General features: G+C 68.9%; 4 protein-coding genes. All 4 read left to right on the top strand.

From position 1 onward, the window contains the following. The first annotated feature begins 471 nt into the window (after nucleotides 1-471). The 4 genes from ACFWY6_RS44150 (at nucleotide 472) to ACFWY6_RS44135 (ending at nucleotide 4,726) form a co-directional block, all read left to right on the top strand. A complete protein-coding gene (locus ACFWY6_RS44150; protein WP_384703179.1) occupies nucleotides 472-1,458 on the top strand; it encodes a tetratricopeptide repeat protein in 987 nt (328 codons plus the stop codon). A gap of 648 nt (nucleotides 1,459-2,106) precedes the next feature. Further along, the gene (locus ACFWY6_RS44145; RefSeq protein WP_363275555.1) at nucleotides 2,107-2,724 is read left to right on the top strand and encodes a DUF6230 family protein; all 618 of its coding nucleotides are present in this window, start codon (nucleotides 2,107-2,109) and stop codon (nucleotides 2,722-2,724) included. Between the two features lie 135 nt (nucleotides 2,725-2,859). Beyond that, nucleotides 2,860-3,426 (top strand): DUF6114 domain-containing protein, encoded by a 567-nt coding sequence (locus tag ACFWY6_RS44140; RefSeq protein WP_384703175.1) that lies wholly within the window; start codon nucleotides 2,860-2,862, stop codon nucleotides 3,424-3,426. Next, nucleotides 3,416-4,726 carry a hypothetical protein gene (locus tag ACFWY6_RS44135; protein WP_384703172.1) on the top strand — a complete coding sequence of 437 codons (1,311 nt, stop codon included), beginning with the start codon at nucleotides 3,416-3,418 and terminating at the stop codon, nucleotides 4,724-4,726. Before ACFWY6_RS44140 ends, ACFWY6_RS44135 begins: the two co-directional genes overlap by 11 nt. Nucleotides 4,727-4,864: the final 138 nt, after the last annotated feature.

Genomic DNA, 4,864 nt, shown 5'->3' with positions numbered 1-4,864 from the left:
GTCAGCGTGTCCCAGCCGTGTGCGACCAGTCCCTGACGGGTCGAATCCTGTATCGGGGTTTCCGCCGCCGCGCGGGGGGGACGGCCGCCCGTGGGGGGGGTGGGGGGGATGCGGCTCTGCATCCCGCGACCATACCGGCCAGTACGAATCCGTCCTGAACGGCGGCGAGTGAGCGAGATCACCGAAGTTCGTCCAGGTGGGCGGCCCACGCGCGACGCGGGACAGTTACGCTACGACTCGTAGCGAAAGATCGTGAGCGGCAGACGAACGGCACTTCTCGAAGCCCGCGATCCGCAGCAACGACAGTGGAGCGACAACCACAGCGACACCACAGGCACGGGGTGGGGACCCCGTACCGACAACCAGCGGTCCTCCTCGGGACCTTGGCACCGCGGCCGTCCGTGGCCCCGCAATCCGGCGGGGGGTCACGGACAGGCGCGGTTCCCGCACGGCTTGGGGGAGGATGTACTCATGCAGCCACGGAACATGTCCATGAGCGGAGTCGTCGACCTCGCCGCCGTGAAGGCGGCCCAGGAGGCCAAGGCGAAGGCGGAGCAGGCGCGCGCCGAAGCGGCCCGGCAGGGCGGCGGCGCCGTGTCCGCCGTTTCTCCCGCGAGTCTCGTCATCGACGTAGACGAGGCAGGCTTCGAGAGCGAGGTCCTGCAGCGCTCCACCGAGGTCCCGGTCGTCATCGACTTCTGGGCCGAGTGGTGCGAGCCGTGCAAGCAGCTGAGTCCGCTGCTCGAAGGCCTCGCGCGGGAGTACAACGGCCGATTCGTCCTCGCCAAGATCGACGTCGACGCCAACCAGATGCTGATGCAGCAGTTCGGGGTCCAGGGGATCCCGGCCGTCTTCGCGGTGGTGGCCGGGCAGGCCCTGCCGCTCTTCCAGGGCGCGGCCCCGGTGGAGCAGATCCGCCAGACCCTGGACCAGCTGATCCAGGTCGGCGAGGAGCGCTTCGGCCTGACCGGTCTCGCCGTCGACCCGGACGCGCAGGGCGGCGGCCAGGAGGCGCCTGCTCCCGCCGAGGTTCCGGCGGGTCCCTACGACGCGCTGCTCGAAGCGGCGGTCGAGGCGCTTGACGCGGGCGACCTGGGCGGCGCGGTCCAGGCGTACCGCAACGTACTCGCCGACGACCCGGGCAACACGGAGGCCAAGCTGGGTCTCGCCCAGGCCGAACTGCTGCAGCGCGTGCAGGGCCTGGACCCGCAGCAGGTCCGCAAGGACGCCGCCGACAATCCCGCGGACGTGCCGGCGCAGATCGCCGCCGCCGACCTGGATCTGGTGGGCGGTCATGTCGAGGACGCCTTCGGGCGGCTCATCGACGCGGTGCGGCGCACGGCGGGCGAGGACCGGGACGCCGCGCGGGTGCGGCTGCTCGAACTCCTCGAAGTGGTCGGCTCGGACGACCCGCGGGTGACGGCGGCGCGCACACAGCTCGCTCGGGTCCTGTTCTGACCCTGTTCGACCCCTCGCGAGTCGTTCGCTGACCAGTCCCTAAACACTGGGGCTTGTGATGCCCGAGTGAAAACTTCGTCGCCAAGGCGCCACAGTGGCCGCGTTTTACCAAATCTTGGTAATCGCGGCCGCTGTTACTTGGAGTAAGTCTGAGCCGGTCTTCTGTCCGGTTGCGTCCTTCAACATCCCGGTCTGTTCCGCGCGTTGACGACACCGTCCGTGCCCGACCGATACCGCGCGGTCGTGCATCGGTTATCGCGCCGTTACTAGCGAGTAACGAACCCCCTTGTGCGGGCGGCGAGAATGCACCACGATCGGCGACGCTCGGTCCAATAACCCGCAGCCCGACAGCCAATCGGGAGCGGGGTTTCTGGGTCCCCACCGAGCAGGCCGGAGACACCCCGTCACCGGTCTTGGACAGGGGGGTCTCTGCCATCCGGCAGGGCCTGTCCGGCAGGTTGTGCGTGTTGCGTGCGACCAGTGGTTGTCGCTCGGGGGTGATCGCCGGTGATTAAGGCGCAGTTGCGCGCCTCCGATGCGGGCGCTCTCCTTCCCGAGGACGTAGCACTTCTCCCATCCCTGCCCGACTGAGCCGCCCGAACGGGAGCAGTCAGGGCCGGAGATGTACGTCCGAGAAGGAGGAAAGTCATGGAGTCCGTGGCTCGTGGCGGAACCAGATGGAAGCGGTTCGCCGTAGTCATGGTGCCGAGCGTCGCGGCTACTGCCGCGATAGGCGTGGCCCTGTCCCAGGGTGCGCTCGCGGCATCGTTCAGTGTGTCCGGTCAGCAGTTCAAGGTGACTGCCGACCAGCTCGACGGCGAGGGGTTCGTCCAGTACGGGGCGCTTGACAGCGGTAAGTCGGGTAACCACCCGGTCGCCGTCGTCGGCCTCGAATCGGCGAAGATCACCAACCTCTGCCAGTCCGTCGTTGTCCCGGTCCCGGTCTTCGGCGATGTGTCGATGACCCTCAAGGCCGGCGCCAAGGGTGGCCCGCGGGTCGAGGCGAAGAAGCTCTACATCGACGCCGATGACCTCAAGGCCGACGCGACGTTCAACAACGTCGACATCGGCGTCTCGGTCGACCAGACCACCAAGGGCCCCGGCCCGGCGAAGGGCGACAAGTACGCCCCGGACTCGTTCGCGCAGCAGGCGGAGTCGGTGCGGTTCACCGACGTCAAGCAGCGTGCGTGGGCGACCACCGCCGGCACCTTCAAGCTCTCTGGCCTGGCGATGTCGGTCAAGAAGGGCAAGCACGAGTGCTACTGAGGCAATTGACGCCTTAATTCAGTACTTGTTGCGAAGAACGGCCGGGCGCGGGGACGCGACGGAACGTGAGTCGTCCCCGTGCCCGAAACCGCAGGACACACAGAACCAACGCCATTCCCCGAGGAGCTGTACGACATGAGCGCCGAAGCGCAAGTGGGCCTTGGCATCAAGCTCGGCCGGATGCGCCGATCGTTCCGAGGGTGGCGCGGTCAGCGCCCGTTCTGGGGTGGTCTGCTGACGTTGCTCGGCGGCATCCCGATCATGTACTTCCCGTACGCGAACCTCACGCTCGGCACGATGACGATCCGGATGGCGACCACCGCCGGTGCCGGTTCACTGATCATCGGTGTCCTGCTTGTCGTGCTCGGTCTGACCATGTGGTTCCAGCCGCATTCCCGGGTGTTCGCGGGTGTCGCGGCGATTCTGCTCGCTCTGGTCTCCCTGGTGGTCTCCAACTTCGGCGGCTTCGTCATCGGTTTCCTGCTCGCCCTGATCGGCGGTGCCCTCGGCATCTCCTGGGCGGCGGCCAAGCCCGATGCCAAGCCCGCGAAGGGACGCAGCGGCCAGGACGGCGACGGCTCCGACGACGGGGCGCCGGAGCCCGCGGCCGCGGGGGCCGCGAACGGGGTGAGCGGCACTACGGACGATCTGTCAGGAACGAGCCCGGACAACGGGACGAACGGGAGGCACCGTGCCGGCTGACGAGGTGCACCATGAGGACTCCGCGGGCCTGGCCCGCGCGAGATCCGGGCCGCGCCACGCGGCACCCAGAAAGCCGCTCCTCACCCGCCTGCACGTTCCGGCGGGCAAGGCGATAGCCATCGCGGCCATGCCGACCGCCGTCCTGATGGGCATGGGACTGACCCCCCAGCTCGCGCAGGCCAAGCCGCTGCCGAAGAACCCCTTCCAGGACGGCCCGTGTGTCACGGCGCCGGACGAGGCGTCCAAGGACGCCGAGAAGGAGGCCGACAAGGCCGCGGAGGAGAAGGCGGCGAAGGAGAAGGCCGAGCAGGAAGCGGCCGAGAAGGACGAGGCCGGCAAGGACACCGCCGAGCTGACGCCTTCGCCCTCCGCCGACGACAAGGCCGGCTCGGGCGACGACGGCGCGGACGAGGCGGAGCCCACTCCGTCGCCGTCCGACGACGCCGACAAGGAGGAGACGGAGCCCGCTCCGGAGCCTTCCGAGACCGAGACCAAGAACCCGCTGGACCCGCTGGGTGTCGGACCCGCGCTCAAGGACCTCTTCACGCCCGACGAGGAGGAGTCCGCAGAGCCGACGCCGACGCCCTCCGCCTCGGAGGAGTCTTCGGAGGAGTCCTCCGAGGACACGGCGAAGGACACGGTCGAGGACGTCACCAAGCCCGTCGACGACACCGTCGACAAGGTCGAGGACGGCGTCAAGAACGGTGCGGACAAGGCCGGGGACACGGTCGACGAGGCCGAGAAGGCGGCTGAGGAGGCTGCCGACAAGGCCAAGGCGGAAGAGTCCGCGGACCCGATGGCACCGGACGAGAACGGCAAGAAGCCGTTCCCGTGCGTGGTCGAGAAGAAGGTCGACGGAAAGGCCGAACAGACGCCCGCGCCGATCCCGAACCAGCCGTGGCACCTGGAAGCCAGCTCCCTGACGCTCAAGGGCGCCGACTACCAGGGCGTCGTGAACCTGACGATGCCGGGCGGCAAGACCAAGCAGGCCCTGAAGTACGTCGTCCAGAACACGGACATCGGCGACCTGCACCAGATCGTCGAAGGCCCGGCCGGCAAGAAGTACCACGTGCAGGCCGAGAAGGGCTCCACCTCCACGATCCGTGGCGGGGAGACGACGATGTACACCGAGTCGATCTCCGGCAAGCTCTTCGGCCTGATCCCGATCACGTTCGACCCGGAGCACCCGCCGCCGCTGAACATCCCGCTGATCTACTTCACGGACGTGAAGGTGCAGCAGGCCGGTCAGTTCGGCGGAAACCTGCACGTCCCCGGGCTGCACCAGTCGATCACCGACTGATCTCTCCAGTCGCGACAGACCCGTTCGGGAGCCGCAACACCACTGAGGGGGGCCCCCCGCCCCGGGGGGGCCGCCCGGGGGGGCGGGGGGGGGGGGGGCCGGGCGGGGGCCCGCCCCCCCGCGGGGTCCCCCCGCCCC

The organism is Streptomyces sp. NPDC059037 (assembly GCF_042740015.1).
GTDB lineage: Bacteria > Actinomycetota > Actinomycetes > Streptomycetales > Streptomycetaceae > Streptomyces.
The sequence above is the reverse complement of the archived record's forward strand: the minus strand, read 5'-3'. Positions and strand labels throughout refer to the sequence as shown.

Bases quoted from the DNA above. Each gene is read 5' to 3' on its own strand.
- ACFWY6_RS44150 (WP_384703179.1), top strand. From the start codon at position 472: ATGCAGCCACGGAACATGTCCATGAGCGGAGTCGTCGACCTCGCCGCC.
- ACFWY6_RS44145 (WP_363275555.1), top strand. From the start codon at position 2,107: ATGGAGTCCGTGGCTCGTGGCGGAACCAGATGGAAGCGGTTCGCCGTA.
- ACFWY6_RS44140 (WP_384703175.1), top strand. From the start codon at position 2,860: ATGAGCGCCGAAGCGCAAGTGGGCCTTGGCATCAAGCTCGGCCGGATG.